The sequence below is a fragment of the Pedococcus soli genome, from assembly GCF_054782575.1.
Window position 1 is genome coordinate 1,435,812 of the sequence record NZ_BAAGSF010000004.1, and the last position, 20,657, is coordinate 1,456,468.

At 71.0% G+C, this 20,657-nt stretch carries 18 protein-coding genes; 14 read left to right on the forward strand and 4 right to left on the reverse strand.

Translation table 11 applies throughout. The features are described 5' to 3' along the window. Positions 1-4: 4 nt before the first annotated feature. Together ACYVKF_RS12905 and ACYVKF_RS12910 are read right to left on the reverse strand one after the other, a co-directional pair. Positions 5-736 (reverse strand): VOC family protein, encoded by a 732-nt coding sequence (locus tag ACYVKF_RS12905; RefSeq protein WP_460966835.1) that lies wholly within the window; start codon positions 734-736, stop codon positions 5-7. A gap of 117 nt (positions 737-853) precedes the next feature. Further along, positions 854-1,360 carry a hypothetical protein gene (locus ACYVKF_RS12910; protein ID WP_460966837.1) on the reverse strand — a complete coding sequence of 169 codons (507 nt, stop codon included), beginning with the start codon at positions 1,358-1,360 and terminating at the stop codon, positions 854-856. A gap of 279 nt (positions 1,361-1,639) precedes the next feature. Here ACYVKF_RS12910 and ACYVKF_RS12915 point away from each other — a divergent pair, with 279 nt between their 5' ends. The 5 genes from ACYVKF_RS12915 to ACYVKF_RS12935 all read left to right on the forward strand — a co-directional run bounded on the left by ACYVKF_RS12915 (position 1,640) and on the right by ACYVKF_RS12935 (position 5,651). Continuing rightward, positions 1,640-2,089: a cupredoxin domain-containing protein gene (locus ACYVKF_RS12915; RefSeq protein WP_460966839.1), complete on the forward strand. Its 450-nt coding sequence runs from the start codon at positions 1,640-1,642 to the stop codon at positions 2,087-2,089. Continuing rightward, positions 2,086-2,553 carry a hypothetical protein gene (locus ACYVKF_RS12920; RefSeq protein ID WP_460966841.1) on the forward strand — a complete coding sequence of 156 codons (468 nt, stop codon included), beginning with the start codon at positions 2,086-2,088 and terminating at the stop codon, positions 2,551-2,553. The genes ACYVKF_RS12915 and ACYVKF_RS12920 overlap by 4 nt, the downstream gene beginning before the upstream one ends. A 102-nt stretch (positions 2,554-2,655) precedes the next feature. Beyond that, the gene (locus ACYVKF_RS12925; RefSeq protein WP_460966843.1) at positions 2,656-3,420 is read left to right on the forward strand and encodes a hypothetical protein; all 765 of its coding nucleotides are present in this window, start codon (positions 2,656-2,658) and stop codon (positions 3,418-3,420) included. Next, entirely contained in the window at positions 3,420-4,130 is a 711-nt protein-coding gene (locus ACYVKF_RS12930; protein WP_460966845.1) for a class F sortase, read from the forward strand. The genes ACYVKF_RS12925 and ACYVKF_RS12930 overlap by 1 nt, the downstream gene beginning before the upstream one ends. A 96-nt stretch (positions 4,131-4,226) precedes the next feature. Further along, entirely contained in the window at positions 4,227-5,651 is a 1,425-nt protein-coding gene (locus ACYVKF_RS12935; RefSeq protein WP_460966847.1) for an HNH endonuclease signature motif containing protein, read from the forward strand. A gap of 117 nt (positions 5,652-5,768) precedes the next feature. Here the strand turns inward: ACYVKF_RS12935 and ACYVKF_RS12940 are convergent, their stop codons facing one another. Then, positions 5,769-6,095, reverse strand: a complete 327-nt coding sequence (locus ACYVKF_RS12940) for a sigma-70 family RNA polymerase sigma factor (protein WP_460966849.1) — start codon at positions 6,093-6,095, stop codon at positions 5,769-5,771. A gap of 150 nt (positions 6,096-6,245) precedes the next feature. Between ACYVKF_RS12940 and glmU the strand changes: the two genes are divergently transcribed. Beyond that, positions 6,246-7,787 carry a bifunctional UDP-N-acetylglucosamine diphosphorylase/glucosamine-1-phosphate N-acetyltransferase GlmU gene (gene glmU, locus ACYVKF_RS12945; protein ID WP_460966851.1) on the forward strand — a complete coding sequence of 514 codons (1,542 nt, stop codon included), beginning with the start codon at positions 6,246-6,248 and terminating at the stop codon, positions 7,785-7,787. Then, positions 7,784-8,764, forward strand: coding sequence for a ribose-phosphate diphosphokinase (locus tag ACYVKF_RS12950; protein WP_056916564.1), 981 nt, complete (start codon positions 7,784-7,786; stop codon positions 8,762-8,764). Before glmU ends, ACYVKF_RS12950 begins: the two co-directional genes overlap by 4 nt. Before the next feature lie 46 nt (positions 8,765-8,810). Here ACYVKF_RS12950 and ACYVKF_RS12955 read toward each other — a convergent pair whose 3' ends face one another. Continuing rightward, complete coding sequence (locus ACYVKF_RS12955; RefSeq protein ID WP_460966942.1) at positions 8,811-9,362, reverse strand: CGNR zinc finger domain-containing protein; 552 nt, start codon at positions 9,360-9,362, stop codon at positions 8,811-8,813. Between the two features lie 89 nt (positions 9,363-9,451). Between ACYVKF_RS12955 and ACYVKF_RS12960 the strand changes: the two genes are divergently transcribed. From ACYVKF_RS12960 to ACYVKF_RS12990, 7 genes are all read left to right on the forward strand, one after another. After that, positions 9,452-10,426, forward strand: coding sequence for an EamA family transporter (locus ACYVKF_RS12960; protein WP_460966853.1), 975 nt, complete (start codon positions 9,452-9,454; stop codon positions 10,424-10,426). Positions 10,427-10,573: 147 nt separating this feature from the next. Beyond that, positions 10,574-11,269 carry a 50S ribosomal protein L25/general stress protein Ctc gene (locus ACYVKF_RS12965; protein WP_460966855.1) on the forward strand — a complete coding sequence of 232 codons (696 nt, stop codon included), beginning with the start codon at positions 10,574-10,576 and terminating at the stop codon, positions 11,267-11,269. A 127-nt stretch (positions 11,270-11,396) separates the two neighbouring features. Next, positions 11,397-11,999, forward strand: coding sequence for an aminoacyl-tRNA hydrolase (gene pth / locus ACYVKF_RS12970; RefSeq protein WP_056916568.1), 603 nt, complete (start codon positions 11,397-11,399; stop codon positions 11,997-11,999). Between the two features lie 408 nt (positions 12,000-12,407). Next, the gene (locus ACYVKF_RS12975) at positions 12,408-13,940 is read left to right on the forward strand and encodes a sugar transferase (protein ID WP_460966858.1); all 1,533 of its coding nucleotides are present in this window, start codon (positions 12,408-12,410) and stop codon (positions 13,938-13,940) included. Further along, positions 13,940-14,635 carry a hypothetical protein gene (locus ACYVKF_RS12980; protein ID WP_460966860.1) on the forward strand — a complete coding sequence of 232 codons (696 nt, stop codon included), beginning with the start codon at positions 13,940-13,942 and terminating at the stop codon, positions 14,633-14,635. The genes ACYVKF_RS12975 and ACYVKF_RS12980 overlap by 1 nt, the downstream gene beginning before the upstream one ends. After that, positions 14,632-15,954 (forward strand): hypothetical protein, encoded by a 1,323-nt coding sequence (locus ACYVKF_RS12985; RefSeq protein ID WP_460966861.1) that lies wholly within the window; start codon positions 14,632-14,634, stop codon positions 15,952-15,954. Before ACYVKF_RS12980 ends, ACYVKF_RS12985 begins: the two co-directional genes overlap by 4 nt. Then, positions 15,944-20,647: a PKD domain-containing protein gene (locus tag ACYVKF_RS12990; protein WP_460966863.1), complete on the forward strand. Its 4,704-nt coding sequence runs from the start codon at positions 15,944-15,946 to the stop codon at positions 20,645-20,647. The genes ACYVKF_RS12985 and ACYVKF_RS12990 overlap by 11 nt, the downstream gene beginning before the upstream one ends. Positions 20,648-20,657 lie beyond the last annotated feature (10 nt).

Genomic DNA, 20,657 nt, shown 5'->3' on the forward strand with positions numbered 1-20,657 from the left:
CGCGTCAGGTCGGGTTCGCGGCCCGGAGGCAGAACTCGTTCCCGTCGGGATCGGTCATCGCGACCCATCCCTCGCCGCACTGCTCGACGGTCGACCTCGCGGCGCCGAGGGAGAGGAGGCGTTCGACCTCGCGGTCGGCGCCGGCGGGATCGCGCGGTGTGAGGTTGAGGTGGAGCCGGTTCTTCGTCAGCTTCTCGAGGACCGGCGGACCGCCCCAGCTGATCTTGGTGCCACCGGCTGGCGACTGGATGGCGGTCTCCTCGTCCTGGTCCCACACCAGCGGCCAGTCGAGCGCAGCGCTCCAGAAGTAGCCCACCTGCTGGCTGCCGTCGGAGGACAGGGCACCGATCGGTGCGGTGTCGGCGAGGAAGTTGTTGCCGGGCGGGATCACGCAGAACTCGTTCCCCTCGGGATCGGCCAGCACGACGTGGTCGACGTCAGGGCCCTGGCCGATGTCGAGGTGCCTCCCACCCAACGCGAGGGCGCGGTCCACGGTGTCCTGCTGGTCCTCGAGGGAGGCGCTGGTCAGGTCGAAGTGGATCTGGTTGGGCTGGGTCTTCTGCGCCCCGGTGGGCAGGAACCGGATCTGGAACCCTGCGTCACCGTCCGACGGCAGGACCACCCCGTGCTCGGCGTCCTCCGACAGCTCTCGGCCCAGCACTCCTGCCCAGAAGCGCCCGACCCTGACGGGATCGTGCGCGTCGAAACAGAGTTCTGCGAGCTCGCTGGACGCCACGTCTGCACCTTCGTTCGGCTGGAGCCGGGCCGACCCTGGAAGGCCATCCCTCGGCACGTCGACGTTAGGCCGCAGGCGGTGGCAGGAGCAAAAGAATTGTGACGCGAGGGAGCCGGGTCACGGCCTGCAAAGCACGATGAACGGCATCCGGGTCGGGGTCAGGGTGACGTCGTGGACATGCGGGATCACCAACGCCGACCACTCCACCGGGATCGTCTCGAGGTACTCGCTGATGCCGCTGCCGTCAGCGCAGTCTGGCTTGGAGACGCTCACCCACATCGGAACCTGTTCCCCGGGCCCGAGCTCCACGGAGGCCGTGGTTGCGACAGGGGTGTCGGTGGGACGGGTGGCGGAGGACTTCACCGGCGTCCCCCATCGGATCGTGAGGTCCTCGGGCAGTCCGGCATCGCGGTTCACCCCGCGCAGCCGGACGGGGAGTCGGCCGTCGTTGCGCAGCGAGTAGACGAAAGTCGCTCTGGTGCCCGGGTCACCGTTGATCACGAATGCGTCGCCGAAGATCGGGTCGTGCACCTTCCCGGCAGTGGCGCCGTCCAGACCTGTCAGGCTGCCGGGTACCAGGGGGTCGTAGCGCGCGGCCCAGGTGAGACCGACCACGACCATCACCACGACCACGATGCCCATTCCGAGGGCGCGCCCCCGCGTCCGCCGCGGGCCGGCCGCGGCCGATGGCTCCACAGCAGTCCCTGCTCCCGCGACGGTCATCGTCACCCACCCCCTGTGACGGACGACGGTAGCCGCCCGGCAGGTCGATCGCAGCAGGTTCGAGCGACGCGGGGCAGGGCGATCGCCGGCCGCCCGGGGTGCGTCGCCAACCCGGATTGCGCTCGGCGCCGAACTCCTCCCCGTGGCCGTCACATCGACCACCTGATCCGGAGGCATCACATGACCCGCAAGATCACACTCATCGCCCTCGTCCCCGTTCTGGCCCTCGGCCTGGCTGCCTGTGGCTCGTCGAACTCGGACAACACCTCGTCGCCCTCCACCTCCTCGACGTCCATGTCGTCCATGCCGATGCCGTCGGACTCGAGCAGCAGCACCAGCAGCAGCTCGGCTGAGCCGTCCCCCTCGACGAGTGCAGATGCGGCGGCAGCAGCGGTCATCTCGATCGCCGACTTCGCCTACAAGGTGCCGGCGTCGGTGGCGCCGGGCACGAAGATCACCATCAAGAACGATGACTCACAGGCCCACACGGTCACGTCCAAGGACGGCGGGTTCGACGTGAAGGTTGACCCCAAAGGCACCGCCACCATGACCGCGCCGAGCAAGCCCGGCACCTACAAGATCACCTGCACCTTCCACAGCAACATGAGCGGGATGCTGGTCGTCAAGTGACCTCCACCACCGCAGAACGGATCGGTATCGCCCGAGGTGCGACCGCATGGATGCTGCGTGTGCTCGTAGCGGCCGCGCTCGTCGTCGATGCGGTGGTTCACCTCCGGCTGGCCGGGGGATACCAGCAGTCGGCGCCGAGCGGGATCGGCGCCGGCAACCTCTTCCGTATCGAAGCAGCCGCTGCCGTCGTCGTGGCCCTCTGGGTGCTCTGGCGCGGCAGCGGAAAGGCCTTCCTGGCGGCGTTCGTCGTCGGTCTGAGTGCTGTCGTGGCCGTCGTTCTCTACCGCTACCTCAACATCCCTGCCATCGGCCCCCTGCCGGCGATGTACGAGCCGGTGTGGTTCGCCGAGAAGACGCTCAGTGCCGTCGCGGAGGGCGTGGCAGCTGCCGGGGCCCTGGTGGCCCTGTCGCTGATGCGCAGCCATGGCGACGTTCACGATCCCAGCAGGCCGACCAGAAACTAGTTGGCCCTTGCACCAGTCCGTTCCACGCCGGGCACCGAAGTACCTACACAAGCGTGGTTCCCAGTGCGGCCCGATGCGGCCGCGAATCAAGGAGATACCAGAATGCGCACTACCTCGAAGATTGCCTCTGTCGCCCTCGGCTCTGCAGTGCTCCTGCCGTTCCTCGGTGCAGGTGTCGCCCAGGCTGCTGACGGCAACACCATGGCGACGCTGCGTCCCGTCGCGTTGAACGGTGTCAAGGGCAGCGGCACCGCGATGGTGACCGTGCACGGCACCCGCATCGACGTGACCATGGCCGCCAACGGCCTGCTCCCCGACGCGCCGCACGCGGCCCACATCCACTTCGGTGCCGACGCTCGCCACGAGTGCCCGGTCGCCGGTGACGACGCCAAGGGCGACGGCACCATCAACACGAGTGACGGTGGCCCGGCATACGGCGGCATCGTGGTCTCGCTCACCAAGACCGGCGACACCTCGCCCAAGAGCGGCCTCGCCGTCGACCGCTTCGACACCGCCCCCGGCGGCAAGATCAACTACGAGCGCGGCAGCATCAACGTCGCCCCGGAGGTTGCCGCGGCCATCGCTGCCGGCAAGTCCGTCGTCGTCGTCCACGGCGTCGACCACAACAACGACGGCAAGTACGACGGCACCACCAAGAGCGACCTCGACCCGAGCCTGCCCACCGAGGCCACTGACCCGGCCATCTGTGGCGTCCTGAACGCCGCTCCCGCCGGCGGCATGGACACCGGCGCGGGTGGCACGTCCACCCCGAACAACGAGGGCATGCTCCTCCTCGGTGGCGGCCTGCTCATGGCGGCTGTCGGCACCGGTGCCTTCACTGCTCGCAAGGCTCGTAACCGCGTCTGATGTCTGACATCACGAAGTTCGGTGGCCGTCGCGGCAGCATTGCCGCGGCGGTCACCGTCGTGCTTCTCGGGGTCGGTGGGTTCCTCGTCGCGAAGTCTTTCTCGGGAACCGATACCCCGCCGCAGCCCGACGCAGCCCAGTCCGCACCGTCGGTCACGCCGGCACCCTCGTCCTCCTCGCCGAGCCCGACGTCGTCACCCACCTCCGCGACCGGGAAGACCGCTGCTCCCAGCACCGCGGACTTCGGTCCGATCATGGGACCGAGCGCGCCCGTCTCGCTGAAGATCCCGTCGATCGGTGTCGACACCAAGGGCATCGTCGACCTCGGTCTCGACAAGAGCGGCAAGCTGCAGGCCCCGACCGACTTCGGCAGGGCCGGCTGGTACGCCAACGGCCCGACCCCGGGTGAGTTCGGCCCCGCGGTCATCGGTGCCCACGTCGACAGCAAGTCCGGTCCCGCCGTGTTCTACCGCCTGGGATCGTTGAAGAAGGGCGCCACCGTGTCCGTGGCCCGCAAGGACGGTTCGACGGCGCGCTTCGTTGTCGACCGTGTCGCGCGCTACTCGAAGGCGGACTTCCCGACCATGACCGTCTACGGCGACACGAAGGGCCGCGCCGAGCTCCGGCTCATCACCTGCGGCGGTGCCTTCGACCAGTCCACGGGTCACTACGTCGACAACATCGTGGCGTTCGCGCACCTCACCTCCTGACGGATCGGTCCCGGCCCGATTCCGTTGCTGCGCAACGACGCTGGGCCTGTGGATGGTGCCGGTGCCCTGTCAGTGGTCGCCGATAGTGTCCTCGGTATGGCGATCGCTCCGGGCACGTCGCACCCCACCTTCGGTGGTGGTGCACGCAAGGGTGCGGCCCGTCCGGTGCTGGGTGGCGCGCGGGTCGCCCTGGAGGCGATGACCGACGGTGCCGCAGATCGGTTGTGGGCGTTGTCCGACGCCGAGGTCGGTGACGCGCTCGGCGTGCTGGCTGAGGTGCACGCGGCTGTTGCGGCCCAGCTGGTCGCGGTGCTCGCAGAGGCCAAGGGTCGCAGCCTGGGTTCGGGCCAGGGGTGGGGCGCGGTCGACTGGGCGCGCGCCATGGCGCCGTCCCTGCCTACCAAGGACCTGCTCGACGCTCACGTCGTCGCGACCGCGGTCCTCGACGGGGTTGGTCCCGAGCTCGGCGACCACCGGTTGGACGAGGTCGCCGACGCGGTCGCTGCAGCCGCCTCGGGTGATGCGCAGGAGCGGGCCGGGTCGTTGCCCGTGTCCAAGGCGGCGCAGCTGTGCCGGTTCCACCGCGGGATCCGTGGGTTGGCCGAGCCGGCCTGGTTGGCCGGGGCGACGGCTGACCTGGTGGATGCGGCACGGGGCAGGTGGGGTTGGGACGAGCGCACGTTGGGGGTCGCTGTCAGGCGCACCACGGATGTGGCGCGCTCGGACGGGGCGGTGGAGCGGGACGCGCAGGTACGTCGGGACCACCGGTCGCTGGTGAAGTCGCGTGGTCCGGTGGGGATGTCCCGGTACACGCTGCTGCTGGACGAGGAAGGCGCCGCGGTCGTCGACGCCGCCGTCGATGCGCTGGCCAGGCCGCGGCGGGACGAGGACACCGGTGAGCTCGACACCCGGACCCCGGCAGCCCGTCGCGCGGATGCGTTGCTGGACCTGGTGTCCCGGGCCGTGTCCGCGCCCGGCGGGGTGCCTCGTCAGGCGAAGACCTCGGTGGTGGTCACGATCGGGCTCGAGGTCCTGCAGGGCCGGTGCCGCGGCGCCGGGATGACCCTCGATGGTGAGGTCCTGACGGTGGGGGCGGTGCGTCGGATGGCATGCGACGCCCAGGTCGTTCCCGTGGTCCTGGGCACCCGTGGTGAGGTGTTGGACCAGGGGATGGGGCGGCGGTTGTTCGACCGGGCCCAGGTCCGGCACCTGTGGTTGCGGGACCGGCACTGCACCTTCCCCGGCTGTTCGAAGCCTGCGGCGTGGACCGACGCGCACCACCTGGTCCACTGGGCCGACGGCGGGCCGACGGACCTCGACAACGCTGCCCTGTTGTGCCGGGCGCACCACACGGTGGTGCACACGCACCGCTACGGCGGCAGGGTCCGCCTCGAGCACGGCAGACCCCAGGTCGAGTGGGACCTGACGGTCGGCTCCTACGAGACCACCCTCGACGAATGGCGACAACGCACCGGAGGACGAGCCCGAACTCGGCCTCGCTTCCACCCCGCCACGACCTGAGCGGGCGATGGTCCACGCCCCGGTTGCGCATGAGCATTGACGAGTCCACCGGGTCGCGGCGCGCGCGACGTGCTGAGGACGGTGCTGACTCCCGGGGCAGCCGTCCTGACGAGAACGTCAGGCGGCCCGGGGTCCGCGTGCCGAGCGGGCGAGGTCGTAGACGATCGTCGTCATCCAGCTCAACGGCCGGTGCTGCAGGGCGTCGAAGTCCCGGGCGGTGGCCCAGATCTGGGCGTAGGCAGCCCGGGTGGTCTCCTCGGCCCGGCCGTGGTCACCGAGCACGGTGAGGGCGAGGTGGTAGAACCGCGCCGCGGTGCGGTCGTACAGGTCCCCGAAGGCGGTGGTGTCGCCGAGGGCGGAGCGGGACAGCAGCCCGTCCAGCTCGGTAGCCGGTGCCGGTGTTGCCTCAGTGTGGAGCTGCGACGCCGCCCCCAGATCCGTCATGTCCACCACTGTGCGCCCAACCCGGACGAACCGCACCACAGGGACGGCCAGGGGTTCGCGCCGGCCGAGAACCTGCCCGAACGGACCAGGTCGCCCGTCCTGCGCGGGGTCGGCAACCGTGGGGCGAACAGCACCTGACCGGCGGGTAGCATGACGCCCGACCCGTCGCACCCGACCAGATCTCTGGAGTCCTCGCGCGTGAACGTCCCCCACGGCACCCCCAGGCTCGCTGCAGTCATCGTCCTCGCCGCAGGTGAGGGCACCCGGATGAAGTCCTCGACCCCCAAGGTCCTGCACCGGATCGGGGGCCGGACCCTCGTCGGACACGCGATCGCAGCGGCCCGGGCGGCCCAGCCGGAGCACCTCGCGGTCGTCGTCCGCCACGAGCGCGACCTCGTCGCCGCCCACGTCGCAGAGGTCGACTCCTCCGCGGTCATCGCGGACCAGGACGAGGTCAAGGGCACCGGCCGCGCCACGGAGTGCGCCCTCGACGTGCTCCCCGCCGACCTCGAGGGCACCATCCTCGTCACGTACGGCGACGTCCCCCTGCTCGCCGGCGACACCCTGGTGTCGCTGCTCGCCGAGCACGCGGAGTCCGGCAGCGCCGCAACCGTGATCACGGCCCACCTCGCCGACCCCACGGGGTACGGCCGGATCCTGCGGGACGCCGACGGCGGCGTCGAGGGGATCGTCGAGCAGAAGGACGCCACCGAGCAGCAGCGCGCGATCACCGAGATCAACTCGGGGATCTACGCCTTCGACGCGACGGTCCTGCGTGAGGCCCTGGCCAAGGTCGGCACCGACAACGCCCAGGGAGAGAAGTACCTCACCGACGTGCTGGCCATCGCCCGCGGCGCCGGCGGCCGGGTCAGCGCCCACCTCATCGAGGACCTGTGGCAGACCGAGGGCGTGAACGACCGGGTGCAGCTCGCCCGCCTCGGCAAGGAGCTCAACCGCCGCACCACCGAGCGCTGGATGCGTGAGGGCGTCACGATCATCGACCCCGACACCACGTGGATCGACACGGACGTCACCATCGGCCGTGACGCCACCGTCCTGCCCGGCACCCAGCTGCTCGGGGCGACGACCATCGGTGCGACAGCCGTCATCGGCCCCGACACCACCCTCACCGACACCGAGGTGGGGGAGGGGGCCGAGGTCAAGCGCACCGAGGCCCTGCTCGCCGTCATCGGCGCGGGCGCGACGGTGGGTCCGTTCAGCTACCTGCGCCCCGGCACCGAGCTCGGCGCGCAGGGCAAGATCGGCGGTTTCGTCGAGACCAAGAACGCGAAGATCGCCGACGGTGCCAAGGTCCCGCACCTCACGTATGCCGGTGACGTCACCATCGGTGAGGGCGCCAACATCGGCGCGGGGACGATCTTCGCCAACTACGACGGCGTCAAGAAGCACCACACGACGATCGGGCGGCACAGCTTCGTGGGCTCCAACTCGGTGCTCGTCGCGCCGGTCACCATCGCCGACGGCGCGTACGTCGGCGCCGGCTCCGCAGTGACCGGTGACGTCGACCCGGGCCAGATCGCGGTGGCCCGCGGACGGCAGAAGAACATCGACGGCTGGGTGGCCCGCGCCCGCGCCGGCACGAAGACCGACAAGGCCGCCAGGGCGGCGCAGGCCGCGAAGGCAGCTGCGCCGCATACCGAAGACTCCACGGAAGGGCAGGGCCAGGCGTGACCGGCATCCTCAAGACCACCGAGAAGAACCTCATGGTCTTCTCCGGCAGGGCCCACCCCGGGCTCGCCGAGGACGTCGCCCGGATGCTGGGGACCGGCCTCGTGCCGACCAGCGCCTACGACTTCGCGAACGGTGAGATCTACGTGCGGTACGAGGAGTCGGTGCGCGGCTCCGACGCGTTCGTGATCCAGAGCCACACCGCGCCGCTCAACGAGGCGATCATGGAGCAGCTCATCATGATCGACGCGCTCAAGCGCGCCTCCGCCAAGCGCATCACCGTGGTGCTGCCGTTCTACGGGTACGCCCGTCAGGACAAGAAGCACCGTGGTCGTGAGCCGATCTCGGCCCGCCTCATGGCCGACCTGTTCAAGACCGCCGGGGCCAACCGCCTCATGGCTGTCGACCTGCACACCGCGCAGATCCAGGGTTTCTTCGACGGTCCCGTCGACCACCTCATGGCGCTGCCGATCCTGTCGGACTACGTGCGCGAGAAGTACGGGAACGAGAAGCTCGCGGTCGTCTCGCCCGACGCCGGTCGTATCAAGGTCGCCGAGCAGTGGTCCGAGCGCCTCGGTCACGCGCCGCTGGCGTTCATCCACAAGACGCGGGACATCAACCGGCCGAACGAGACCGTCGCGAACCGGGTCGTCGGTGAGGTCAAGGGCCGCATCTGCGTCCTGGTCGACGACATGATCGACACCGGCGGCACCATCACCAAGGCCGCCGACGCCCTCATGGCGGACGGTGCGGCCGGCGTGGTCATCGCCGCGACGCACGCGATCCTCTCCGGTCCCGCGGTCGACCGGCTCAAGGCCTGCACCGCGCAGGAGGTCATCGTCACCGACACGCTGCCGATCGACGAGGCGCACGACTTCGACAAGCTGACGACCCTGTCGATCGCCCCGCTCATCAGCCGTGCGATCCAGGAGGTCTTCGAGGACGGCTCGGTGACGAGCCTGTTCGACGGCCACGCCTGAGCACAGTGCGTCCACGCCCTGAGGACAGGGCCACCGTGGCCGCGGGTCAGCCGGTCGAGGCCCTGCGCGCGCGGTAGGCGGCGACGTTGGCGCGGTTCCCGCAACCGCCGTCGCAGTAGCGCTTCGACCTGTTCTTCGACAGGTCGACGACGACGTCCTCGCAGTCGTCGGCCGCGCACGTGCGCAGCCGGGCCAGCTGGTCGGCGCGGATCACGTCGACCATCGCCATGGCCGCCTCGACGGCCATCCGGGTCGACAGCGGGGCCTCGGGCGGCGTCGCGTGCAGGTGCCAGGTCCACCCGTCGTGGCGCACGAGCTGGGGGAGGGCGTCGGCCTCGGCGAGCAGCGTGTTGACGAGCTCGACGGCGCGGTCCGTGTCCGCGGTCCACAGCTCGCGCAACCGCGGCCTGAGGGCGCGCACCGCCTCGAGCTCGGCGGCGTCGTGGGCGCGCGAACCGGTCCACTGCCACTCGCGCACGAACGTGTCGAGCTCGGGGAGGGTCTGCAGGTCGTCGGTGTCCGTGGGCAGGGTCGCGGCCGTGTTGACCAGGGCCGCGCAGCCGCGCAAGGCTTCCTCGGTGTCATGGGCGAACAACATGTTGACTCCTGACATGAACCATCGGTACCGTCACGAGTATAAGGAGTTTTGCTCCTGACAAGATCTCTGACGACGAAGCGAGGCGTGTCATGCACCCACGGTCCACCGCGGTCGGCCTCTGGCTCGCCCTCGCGTCGGCGGCGACGTTCGGCAGCAGCGGCCCGTTCGCCAAGTCCCTGCTCGTCGAGGGCTGGAGCTCGGGGGCGATCGTCCTGCTCCGCGTCGCCGGCGCCACGCTCGTCCTCGCCGTCCCGACCGTGCTCGCCCTGCGTGGTCGGTGGCACCTCGTGCGGGAGAACCTCGCTGCCGTCCTCACGTATGGCGCCGTGGCCGTCGCCGGCTGCCAGGTCGCCTACTTCTACGCGGTCCAGCGCCTCGACGTCGGGGTCGCCCTGCTGCTGGAGTACCTCGGTGTCGTCCTTGTCGTGCTGTTCGTCTGGGCGCGCACCCGGCGGGCCCCCAGTGCCCTCACCGGGCTCGGGGTCGTGCTCGCGATCGGCGGGCTCGCGCTCGTGCTCGACCTCGGTGGCCAGGCCGCGCCCGACCTCGTCGGTGTCGGCTGGGGGCTGGTCGCCGCCGCGGGCCTGGCGACCTTCTTCGTCCTCGCGGCCGAGGAGAGCCACCTCCCGCCGGTCGCCCTGGCCGGTCTCGGCATGGGCGCCGGGGCGGTCGGCCTCGGTGTGCTCGGTGGGGTCGGTGTGCTGCCGATGCACTTCGTCGCCACCGACGTGGTCCTGCGCGGCGCGGACGTGCCCTGGTGGGTCGCGGTCGGTGAGCTGGCCCTCGTGGCCGCCGCCGCGGCATACCTGCTCGGGGTCACGGCCGCCCGCATCCTCGGCTCCACGGCCGCGTCCTTCGTGGGGCTGACCGAGGTGCTCTTCGCGGTGCTGTTCGCGTGGGTGCTGCTCGGCGAGCTGCCGGGCCTGGTCCAGCTGCTGGGCGGGGTCTGCATCGTCGGGGGCGTGGTCGCCGTCCGCCTCGGCGAGCTGCGCCGCGAGCGTTCGGCCCGGGCGACGGCCGCGGCGGACGACGCGGATTTCCCTCTCCCCGCAGGCGTCGCCTAGACTCTCCGGGTTGCCTCGGCGAGGGACACTGCACGGCTGCCACCACCTGGGGGCCGGTCACGTCCGTAATTCGACGCGGTGTGGTCTCCGTGCTGCGCCCCGCGTCGAGGCCCACCGCCTACTCGAGTCCCCGTCCAAGGAGTCCCCGTGTCTGACACCAACCTCACGCTCAACGCCGAGAAGCGCACGCAGTTCGGCAAGGGCGCCGCGCGCAAGATCCGCCGCGACCACAAGATCCCCGCCGTCATGTACGGCCACGGCGCGGAGCCGGTGCACATCACCCTCCCCGGCCACGAGACGATGATGGCGCTCAAGACCGCCAACGCCCTCCTCACCATCGTCATCGACGGTGACGAGCAGCTCGCCCTGGCCAAGGACGTGCAGCGCGACGCCATCAAGCCGGTCATCGAGCACATCGACCTCGTCGTCGTCCGCAAGGGCGAGAAGGTCACCGTGGACGTGCCCGTGCACCTCGAGGGCGACGCCGCCCCCGAGACCGTGGTCACGCTGGACTCCCAGACCCTGCAGCTCGAGGTCGAGGCCACCCACATCCCCGAGAACATCGTCATCTCGGTCGAGGGCCTCCAGGCCGGCACGCAGATCAAGGCGTCCGACGTCGAGCTGCCCCGCGGCGCGACGCTGATCGTCGACGAGGAGACCCTCGTCGTCAACATCACCCAGCAGATCTCGCAGGAGGAGCTGGACGCCGAGCTCGCCGAGGCCGAGGAAGAGGCCGGCATCGAGCGCGAGGAGTCCGACGAGGACGCCGCCGCCGAGGGCGACTCCGCTGCTGCCGAGGGCGAGTCCACGGACGGCGCGAAGGCCGAGTCCGAGGACGCCTGAGTCCCACCGGCACGGCGCGAGCCGTGCCATCGGCGCGGCCCAGCGGCCGCGCCACAGGCTCCACCACTGCTCCACACAGGAAGGCCGGGTCCGCGACGGACCCGGCCTTCCGGCATACTTGCCGCCCGTGAGTGCAGACGGGACGTGGCTGGTGGTCGGGCTCGGCAACCCCGGGCCCACCTACGCGGGAAACCGCCACAACGTCGGTGCGATGGTCGTCGACGAGCTGGCCCGACGGGGGTCGGCGTCCCTCACGAAGCACAAGGCGCGGGCCGTTGCGGCGACGATCAGGATCGGCATGCTGCCCGGCGGCGCTCCCGGCCCCCGCGCTGTCATCGGCGTCCCGCTGTCGTACATGAACGAGTCCGGCGGTCCGGTGAAGGCCCTCATGTCCTTCTTCTCCGTGGACCCCGACCACCTCGTGGTCATCCACGACGAGCTCGACATCCCTGCCGGTGACGTCCGGCTCAAGAAGGGCGGCGGCGAGGGCGGCCACAACGGCCTGCGCTCGATCAGCTCCTCCCTGGGCACCAAGGACTACCTGCGCGTGCGGGTGGGGATCGGGCGGCCGCCCGGCCGGATGGACGCCGCCGACTTCGTCCTGCGCGACTTCTCGCCGACCGAGCGCAAGGAGCTGCCGTTCCTGCTCGACGCCGCCGCCGACGCGGCGGAGATGGTCGTCACGGAGGGCCTGCAGACGGCCCAGCAGAAGTTCCACAGCCCCGCCTGAGGCCTGCTGCTCCGCCCGTCCACCCCTCGGGGCGGGGCGCGGGAGTGACTATTTTTGGGACTAGTTCCTTTTGCGTATCCCTACGTCAGGCGAACGGTGCCGAGGGTCGACCCCTTCGTCCCTGCGGGACCGAGCGAACGGCTCGTGTTCGCGAACTCCACCATCGGTATGAGGTGAGTACGTAGACAGCGCTACTCCACCTGGGGTGGATCACCGTCCGTTGCGCGGCGTACAGGTCGAAACCCTTGTCCTGCAAGGCTGGCGGAGCCGGTTGATGACTTCTGCAGGAGCCATTAACAGGTCGACCGTGGGGGTCTACCTTCGGCCGAAAGCGATGCGCAAGGGGTGCAAGTCATGACGGATCTCGCGGGGGCGGATTCCGTGTCGTCGATACCGACACCAGCGCCGGTGCAGGTGCCGGTCCAGGTGCCGTCGGACGACCTCATCGGACGACCGACGACGCCGACCGAGGCCATCGGGACCGCCGGGCTCGTCGGGACGCACGACTGGGCGGGGGTGGCGCCCGAGCACCCGGCCAAGCAGTCCTGGTACCTGCGCTACCGCTCCAAGGCGGTCGCCGTGGACATCGCCGGCGCCGTCGTCGCCGGGCTGCTGTGCACCTTCGTCCCCATCGGTGACGCCCCGCTGGTCGACCGCGGCCTGGTCGCGCTCGCCCTCCCCGGCGCCTGGTACCTCGCGATCCTGCTCTGCCACGGCTACGAGCGGCGCTACCTCGGGATCACCGCCGACGAGTACCGCGCCATCGGCCGGGCCGTCGTCGGGCTGGTCGTGTCGGTCGCCGTCCTGTCCTGGCTCGTCCACGCCGAGATCGCCCGCGGGCTGGTGCTCACCGCAGCCCCGCCGCTGCTCGTCCTCGGCCTGCTCGGCCGCCACCTCCTGCGTCGTGGCCTGCTGGCCCGCCGCGAGGTCGGCATCGACTCCCAGCGCACCGTGGTCATCGGCAACGTCCGTACCGTCGCCCCCCTCATCCGCCAGCTGCGCCGCGCGCCCGGCGAGGGCATGCAGGTCGTCGGCGCGTGCGTCTCCGGCATCGCGACCGAGGGCGACTTCTCCACCGAGATCGAGGGCGTGCCGGTCTTCGGCTACCCCGACGAGGCGATGTACGCCATCGACCTGCTCGACGCCGAGGTCGTGGCCGTGTCCAGCGACCCCGAGCTCAGCGGCCCCAGCCTGCGTCGCCTGGCATGGAGCCTCGAGGAGCGCGCCGTCGACCTCGTCATCGCCCCCGGCCTCTTCGAGGTGGCCGGCCCGCGACTGAGCATCCGCCCCTCTGCCGGCATGCCGCTGCTGCACGTGGAGCGGCCCGCGATGTCGGGCGCTCGCCGCGTGTTCAAGCGCACCGTCGACCTGGTCCTGGGGGTCGTGCTCACCGTCCTGGCCGCACCGGTCCTGCTCGGCATCGCCGTCGCGATCCGCCTGGACTCACCCGGTGGCGTCATCTTCCGCCAGACCCGGGTCGGTGCCCGCGGCGAGACGTTCCAGATGCTCAAGTTCCGCACCATGGTCGTCGACGCCGAGCAGCGCAAGGCCGAGCTCGTCACCGCGGTGGACGCCGGCAACACGGTCCTGTTCAAGATGCGCCGCGACCCGCGCGTCACCTCGGTCGGCCGGATCCTGCGCCGACTGTCCATCGACGAGGTCCCCCAGCTCATCAACGTCATCCGAGGCGAGATGTCGCTGGTCGGGCCGCGGCCACCGCTGCCCTCCGAGGTCGCCGGCTACGAGTCGGACGCCACCCGCCGCCTGCGGGTCAAGCCGGGCCTCACCGGTCTGTGGCAGGTGAGCGGACGCAGCGACCTGTCCTGGGACGAGTCCCTGCGGCTGGACCTCTGGTACGTCGACAACTGGTCCCTGCTGCTGGACCTGCAGATCATCGTGCGCACCGCCAAGGCCGTCCTGCGTGGGACGGGGGCGTACTGATGTCCCTGCGCCGCCTCCCCGCCGTCCTCGTCGTCGGTGCCGTCACCGCCGCCCTCCTGTCCGGTTGCTCGGGCGACCGCACGTCGCCCACCGCCGCCAGCAGCACCGCGGCCGTCGGCCCGGTCGCGTCGTCGAGCTCCTCGAGCCCGAGCCCGTCGGCGACCACGACGCCTGACGACGCCGAGAGCCCGACCACGTCGGCCACCGTGCCGCCGCCCCTGCCGCAGCCGGTGGCGTCGGTCCCGAAGGTCAAGCGTTCCGGCCAGCCGTCCTCGCCGTCGGTCACCGCACCTGCCGCGAAGTTCACCGCGCCGGTCACCTACCCCGACGGGGTCCGCCTCGACATCGTCCGGACCGTGCGGGCCACCGAGACCGGTCACGGCCCCGGGGTCATGGCCGGCCGCAAGTACGTCCGCTTCGAGCTCAAGCTCACCAACGGCTCGGCGAAGGCGATCAATCTCAACCAGGTCGTCCTCACGACCTACTACTCCGCGTCCAAGCAGCTGGCCGCCCCGGTCTACACCGAGAGCGCCAAGACCTACGACTTCTCCGGCATCGTCAAGCCCGGCGCCTCCGCGACGGCGTTCTACGCCTTCGCCGTGCCGGACTCCGGGCTGAAGAAGCTGACCATGGTCGTCGACTTCGACGGCACCCACACCTCGGCCACCTACTCCGGCGCGGTCGTGGTCTCGTGAGCCACCACCGGGGCCTGCCGACGGGACGTCTGCGCGCGCTCGTCACGTCGCACGCCTCGGGCGCCCTCGTCGCACAGGTCTGGCAGGCGGCGACCAGCTTCGTGCTCCAGGTCGTGGCCGCGCACGTGCTCGGTGCGAAGGGTCTCGGCCTCGTCTCGCTCTGCCTGGGCACCATCGTGCTGGTCACCGCGGTCACGAGCGGATTCGTGGGCGACTCGCTCACCGTGCTCGACCGCGCGGACTCCCGCGTCCGTGGTGGCCTGCAGTGGTGGGCCCTCGTGCTCGGCACCGCTGGTCCGGCCCTGGCCGCCGCGGTGCTGTGGGGCACGGGTTCGCTCGACGCCGCCGAGGCCGGGTTGTTCCTGCTCGCCGCGGCCCTGTTCGCGGTCGAGGAGGTGGGGCGCCGGCTGCTGATGGCGTCGCTGCGCTTCTGGCGGCTCGTGGTCGTCGACTCCGTCGCCCTGGCCACGGCGGTCGCGGCGCTGGTGGCGTTCGGCCTGGCCGGCACCATCACCCTCGGGAGCTTCCTGGGCGCCGTCGCCCTCGGGCAGGCGACCGGGTTGCTCACCGTGGCCGCCATGCTGGCGCCGTCGGAGCGGTGGGCTGCTCCCGTCCGTGGCGGCGCCGTGCGTGACGTCGCGTCCTTCGGCGTATGGCGCGGGGCGCAGGTCGCGGTCAACCCCGGCGTCTTCACGGCGTTCCGCCTGCTCGTCGTGGCGGTGGCCGGGGCCGCGGCGCTGGGTCACCTCGAAGCCGCCCGGATCCTTGTGGCACCCGCCCTGCTCATGGTCCAGGGGATCGGGTCGTACCTGCTCGCGTCCTACGGGCGCGACCGTTCCCTCGCCCTGACTGCACTCGTCACCCGGGCGCGTCGGGGCAGCGCCGCTCTCGTCCTCGGTGCCCTCGGTGTCGGCCTCCTGATCTGGTTGGCTGCGCCCCTCGTCGGACCGTGGGTCACCGGTGACGGGTTCACCGTCCCCCTGCTCGCAGTGGCCGGCTGGGCCTGCTACGCCGCGGCCATCGCGTCGATGCAGCCGTTCGTCAGCCTCGCCGCTGCTCGCGGACGCCAGCGCGCGATGCTCGGCGTCCGGCTCCTGGACGCCGCGGTCTCGCTCGTCGCGCTCGTCGCCTGGTTGCTCGCCGACCTGCCCACGGCCGCAACGCCGTTCGTCCTCGCCCTCGGACCGGTCGCAGCCGGCCTGGTCACCCGCTTCGTCGTCCTCACCCCGATGCTCCGCACGGAGCAGTCAGTCACCACCAGCGCCCCGGCGGTCCCCGCCCCCGCGCAGCCCCGAGAGGCAGCACACCATGCACGTTGAGGAACTCGGCGGTCTCGTCCGTCGCGCTGTCGCCGCAGCAGCTGCTGCCGCGGTCGTCCTCGCAGGCGCCTCGGCGCTGGCCACGCCGGCCAGTGCCGCGGAACCGCCGCCGGTCGTCCCGTCCGCGGCGCCGGTGACCGCGGACGCCCTGCCGACGTGGCAGATCAACGGCGTCGTGTGGAGCCAGGCCATCGTCGGCAACACCGTCTACGTCACGGGCAGCTTCACCAAGGCCCGGCCGCCGGGCGTCGCCGTCGGTGGCGTCGGCGAGGTCGACGCGCTCAACATCTTCGCCTACGACATCACCACCGGTAACCGGGTCGCGTCCTTCGACCACGCGCTGAACGCCCAGGGCATGGTCGTCCGCGCCTCGTCGGACGGCTCGCGCATCATCGTCGGTGGCGACTTCACCACCGTCGACGGTGTCGCCCGTGGCCACGTGGCGTCGTTCTCGGCCGCTGACGGCTCCCTGACCTCCTGGGCGCCGAACGTCGGCGGCCAGGTCCGCGCGCTCGCCACGACGCCGTCGACGATCTACGTCGGTGGCACCTTCCCGTCGGCCAACGGCCAGACGCGCGGGGCCCTCGCAGCCTTCTCCTCCACCAGCAGCACCATGCTCCCGTGGGCCCCCGTCGCCGGTGGCTCGAACGCCAGCGTGCTGGCGCTGCTCATGTCCCCCGACCAGAGCCGGGTCATCGTCGGCGGCTCGTTCGAGACCCTCAGCGGTGTCGCGGCCTACGGCATGGGCTCGGTCGACGCCGCCAGCGGGGCGATCCTTCAGTGGGACGCCAACGCCCGCATCCGCACGGCCGGCCTCAACGGCGGCATCACCAGCCTCAGCACCGACGGGACGCAGGTCTTCGGCACCGGGTACGCGTTCGGTGCCGGTGCCGCGTTCGAGGGCAACTTCTCGGCGGACCCCTCGACGGGCGCGATCAACTGGGTCAACGACTGCCTGGGTGACGAGTACAGCTCCTTCCCGATGAACCAGACGCTCTACACCGTCGGCCACGTCCACAACTGCAGCGTCGTCAACGGTTTCCCCGACACCAACCCGCGCTCGCGCTGGCAGAAGGCCACCGCGTTCCCGACCTACCCGACCGGCATGACGGCCGTGAAGGACGCGTACGGCTGGGACTTCCGCAGACTGCCCTTCACCGGGCTGACGCACTGGTACCCGGACCTCGAGTTCGGCAGCTACACCCCCGACCGGCAGGCCGCCTGGTCGGTGACCGGCAACGGCACGTACATCACCCTCGGTGGCGAGTTCCCGATGGTCAACAGTGTCGCCCAGCAGGGCCTGACCCGCTTCGCGATGCCGTCCGCAGCTCCCCGGCTCTCGAAGCCGATCTACACCACGGCCATCAACCCTGTCGCCACGTCGACCGAGGCCGGCAAGGTCAAGCTGACCTGGGGCTCGGTCTGGGACCGTGACGACGCCACGCTGACCTACGACGTCTACCGCGACGGCGGAGCCACGATCGGCAACGTCTCGGGCGCGAGCATCTGGTACCGCCTCCCCGGCCTCACGTTCACCGACAGCGGGGTCGCACCCGGGACGACGCACACGTACAAGGTCCGCGCCAAGGACAAGGACGGAAACATCCAGTGGAGCCTGGCGTCCGCACCGGTCACGGTGTCCAGCGCACCCGTCTCCTCCTACGTCTCCGCGGTCCGCGGCGACGGGGCCAGCCACCTGTGGCGCCTCGGTGACGCCGGTCCGGCGATCACCGACGCTGCAGGCGTGGGCATGGGCTCGTCCACGGCCCTGACCACCGGCCAGCCCGGCGCGATCGCCGGCGACCCCGCCGTGACCTCGACGGACGCCGCGAACTCCAAGGCCTGGACGACCTTCCAGGAGTCCCACGTCCCCGAGGTGACCGTCGAGGGCTGGATCCAGACGACGAGCACGACCGGTGGGCGGATCATCGGCTTCGGCACCAGCCAGCAGGGCACGTCGGCCTCCGGCACGAACGACATGGTGCTCTACGTCAACAACGCCAACAGGTTGTCGTTCCTCCTGATGAACGGCTCGTCGCGCTGGGTGACGAGCAACCGGACCGTCAACGACGGGCAGTGGCACCACGTCGCCGCGACCGCCGGAGCCTCGGGCGTCTCGCTCTACGTCGACGGACGCCGGGTCGCCCGCGACCAGACGCCGGTGTCGATGGCGACCTACGACGGGTACTGGCGCCTTCTGGCCGACCAGACCTCCAACCTGGCCAACAAGCCCACGAGTGCGGGCCTCCTCGGCTCCGTCGACGAGCTCGCGGTCTACCCCACGGTGCTGACCCAGGCGCAGCTGCAGGCGCACTTCCTCGCGTCGGGTCGCCCGGCCACGTGGTCGACCCCGCCGGCCGACGCCTACGCGGCAGCCGTCACGGCGAACAGCCCTGACTCTTACTGGCGCCTCGGCGAGTCCTCCGGCACCACCGCGGTCGACTCCTCGACCTCCGGCAAGGACGGCACCTACGTCACGGGCACCACCCTCGGTGCCGCCGGCTCCCCGGCCTCCGCCTCGGGCACGGCCGTCACGCTCAACGGCACCTCCGGCCTGATCGTGGACAAGGAGCCGACGACCAACCCGCGCGCCTACTCGACCGAGCTCTGGTTCAAGTCGACGAGCACGAAGGGCGGGAAGCTCATCGGCTTCGGCAACACGGCCACCGGGCTGAGCACTTCCTACGACCGGCAGGTCGTCATGCTCAGCAACGGCCACCTGCAGTTCGGCACCAACGGCGCCGTGCGCAGCCTCGCCGAGACCACCGCGTCCTACAACAACGGCGTGTGGCACCACGTGGTCGCCACCCAGGGCGCCAACGGCATGAACCTGTGGGTCGACGGGGCCAAGGTCGCCTCGAACCCCGCCACCGACGCGCAGAACTACACCGGCTGGTGGCGGGTCGGTGGGGACCGCACCTTCGGGGGCACCACGAGCAACTACATCGCCGCCACGGTCGACGAGGTCGCCGTGTACCCGACCGCCCTCACCGGCACCCAGGTCCGGGCGCACTACGAGGCAGCAGGGTTCACCGCCCCCAACGCCACGCCGACAGCCGCCTTCACCAGCAGCTCGTCCTTCCTCACGGCCTCGGTCGACGGCTCGACGTCCAGCGACCCCGACGACGCGATCGCTTCGTACGCCTGGGACTTCGGTGACGGCGCCACCGCCACCGGGGTCACCGCGAGCCACGCGTACGCCGCGGCCGGCACCTACACGGTGCGGCTCACCGTCACCGACGACCGCGGTGCGACCAACAGCACCACGCGTGCCGTCACCGTCGTGACCAACCAGGCCCCGACCGCCTCGTTCACGGACTCCGAGTCGTTCCTCACCCTCGGGGTCAACGGGTCCGCCTCGAGCGACCCCGACGGCACCGTGGCGTCGTACGCCTGGGACTTCGGTGACGGCGCCAGCGCCACCGGCGCCACCGCGAGCCACTCGTATGCCGCCGCGGGCACCTACACGGTCCGCCTCACCGTCACCGACGACAAGGGGGCCACCGGCACCAGCGCCCGTGCGGTGACCGTCGCCACGGCGCCGAACCAGCCGCCGACGGCGTCGTTCACCCACAGCGAGTCGTTCCTCAAGACCTCGGTCAACGGGTCGGCCTCCACCGACGCCGACGGCACCGTCGCGTCATACGCGTGGAGCTGGGGTGACGGCACCGCCAACGGGACCGGCGCCACGGCCACGCACACGTATGCCGCCGCCGGCACCTACACCGTGAAGCTCACCGTCACCGACGACAAGGGCGACTCGGGCACCACCTCCAGCTCGGTGACCGTCGTCGCCAACCAGGCCCCGACGGCGTCCTTCACCGACAGCGAGTCGTTCGTCGACCTGTCCGTCAACGGCTCCGCGTCCAGCGACCCCGACGGCAGCATCGCGTCGTACTCGTGGAGCTGGGGTGACGGCACCGCCAACGGGACCGGCGCCACGGCGACCCACTCGTACGCGGCGAGCGGCACCTACACCGTGGCCCTCACGGTCACCGACGACCAGGGCGCCACCGCCACCACCTCGCGGGCCGTCACCGTGACCGCGCCGCTCGCCCTCGCGGCGGACGCGTTCGAGCGGACGCTCGCGACCGGGTGGGGGACCGCTGACGTCGGCGGTGCCTGGACCCTGGGTGGCACCGCCTCGCGCTGGAGCGTCTCGGCCGGCACCGGTCGGGTCAGCCTCAACGCCGGTGACGGCTACACGGCGGCGCTCGCGTCGGTGAGCAGCACCGACAACGAGTTCCGCACGACCGTCACCACCGACAAGGTGCCCACCGGTGGTGGGCAGTACGTCAGCCTCATCGGCCGTCGGGTCAGCTCCACGCTCGACTACCGGGCCAAGGTGCGGTTTGCCTCCACCGGGGCCGTGGCCGTCTGGCTGACCCGCAACGAGAGCGCCACGGAGACCGTGCTCACCAGCGTCACCGTCCCCGGCCTGACCTTCGCGGCCGGCGACAAGATGCTCGTGAAGCTCCAGACCTACGGCACCTCGCCCACCACGTTGCGGGTGAAGATCTGGAAGGCCGGCACCACGGAGCCGACCGCCTGGCTCCTCACCGGCACCGACAGCACCAGCACGTTGCAGGTCCCCGGCTCGGTCGGCCTGTACGCGTTCCTCAGCGGCAGCACCACGAACGGTCCTGTCGTGTACGGCGTGGACGACCTCTGGGTCGGACCCCGCAACCAATGATCAATCGGAT